The sequence below is a fragment of the Bradyrhizobium jicamae genome, assembly GCF_001440395.1.
GTDB lineage: Bacteria > Pseudomonadota > Alphaproteobacteria > Rhizobiales > Xanthobacteraceae > Bradyrhizobium > Bradyrhizobium jicamae.
In genome coordinates this window covers 1-1,497 of the sequence record NZ_LLXZ01000095.1, presented here as the reverse complement: position 1 = coordinate 1,497, position 1,497 = coordinate 1, and the positions used below count along the sequence as shown (strand labels likewise).

Annotated in this window: 2 protein-coding genes and 1 pseudogene; all 3 read right to left on the bottom strand. The window is 56.4% G+C overall.

Annotation, left to right across the window (positions count from 1 at the left end; genetic code table 11):
* Positions 1-146 precede the first annotated feature (146 nt).
* Positions 147-272, bottom strand: a complete 126-nt coding sequence (locus CQ12_RS47680) for a hypothetical protein (protein ID WP_430642211.1) — start codon at positions 270-272, stop codon at positions 147-149.
* A gap of 100 nt (positions 273-372) precedes the next feature.
* Complete coding sequence (locus CQ12_RS43750) at positions 373-924, bottom strand: hypothetical protein (protein ID WP_157088224.1); 552 nt, start codon at positions 922-924, stop codon at positions 373-375.
* A gap of 175 nt (positions 925-1,099) precedes the next feature.
* A pseudogene (locus CQ12_RS42245) lies at positions 1,100-1,247 on the bottom strand (IS5/IS1182 family transposase); the annotation flags it as partial.
* Positions 1,248-1,497 lie beyond the last annotated feature (250 nt).

The following is a 1,497-nucleotide window of genomic DNA, read 5'->3' as shown; positions in this document are numbered from 1 at the left end:
TCGAGTTCCGCATCGATCAGTTCATGCACTACTTTCATGAGTTCTCTCCTTGGGGTGTGTGTGTGAACAACATCTGGCTCTAAGCAGCCAGTGCCTCACTGGGCGTGTTTGATACACGAGGCTGGCTTTTCCATCTGTGACAGAAATCACGGGCGCAAATGAGCGCGAGAGTCGTTGTAGTCATCCCTATACGACAACAGAACGTGGCGGAGACGGCGTTCGCCAAGTACTACGACATGATCGATGCATTCCCTCCGGATTAAGCCGATCAACCGTTCGGCGTACGCGTTTTGCCAAGGTGAGCAGGAAGCCGTCGGGCGGTCTCGAATGCCGATCGACCAAACCCTGGCGGACAACGATCTCGCCAAAGGCTCAATTTCGGTCCTTGATTAGGTAACGAGGGATTTGCTCCCAGCCACAGGCTTCAGTGAGCTGATTGGCAATCCAATCAGCGGTCGTGTGCGCGGCGATCCCAAACCACAGGATCTGCCGCCGGCCATGGCCCATGATCAGCAAACCATAGAGCAGCCGGAACGAATCGTCGGCACGACGAAGAGGTCTATTGCGCCAATGCCAGCCGCATGGTTCCGAAGGAACGTTTTCCATCCCTGCGAGGGAGGCCCCTCCTCCGCGCCATGTGCTTGGCCACGCTGATCCGGCCGATGTCGATGCCGAGCCTGAGAAGCTCTCCATCGGTCTTGGAGCTCCCCACAACGGTTGGCAATGCTCATCTCGCGGATCAGCCGACGAATTTCCAACGCTACAGCCGGTCAGCCGCAGCCGTGCGGCAATTTGCAGCGCCAACACAGTCTGAGACCGGCGCGTGCCGACGGATGCGGTATCCGGCTTCACAATCGTCAGCGCCTTGACGGTATTTTGCACCAGGCCAACAAAGTTCAGGCGATCCGTGACACTGAAGGCCATCTCTCCGGCTGGTGCCGTCGCTGAATGTCAAGCTGATGGCGACGGATCAGGATCTCAGCTTCCAGCGACACTCGCGCCCGGAACAATGAGACCAGCACCGACCAGACCATGCTGCAAGCTTCTCTCATAAGGCAGAAGCATTGCGCGATCCGGCCTCACGTGCCGGCCGGATTAGGTTTCCGACAGAGACAGCATGAATTTCGCTGATCAATCCGCCACGTGACCGTCTCATGGATTGTCTTCTATTTCGGTTGATGCAGGCACCGTGCCTGATGCACGCGGACAATAGACGTGTCGATCATTTGCAGAGCGACATCATGGGCGCACAAATTTTGTTGTTCGTGATCCAAGCCGACATCCCACAAACAAAGAGCATTCTGGCCAAGAGTTCACCCTGGCGTAGCCAAAGCTGACTGCCGCTGTGGGGCACCCCGTGATTTCTGTCACAGATGGAAAAGCCAGCCTCGTGTATCAAACACGCATGGTGAGGCGCTGGCTTGCTTCAAGCCAGATGTTGTTCACACGCAACCCCCAAGGAGAGAACTCATGAAAGTAGTGCATGAACTGATCGAT

Excerpts from the sequence above, each read along its gene's own strand:
- CQ12_RS43750 (WP_157088224.1), bottom strand. The coding sequence starts at position 924 with ATGGCCTTCAGTGTCACGGATCGCCTGAACTTTGTTGGCCTGGTGCAA.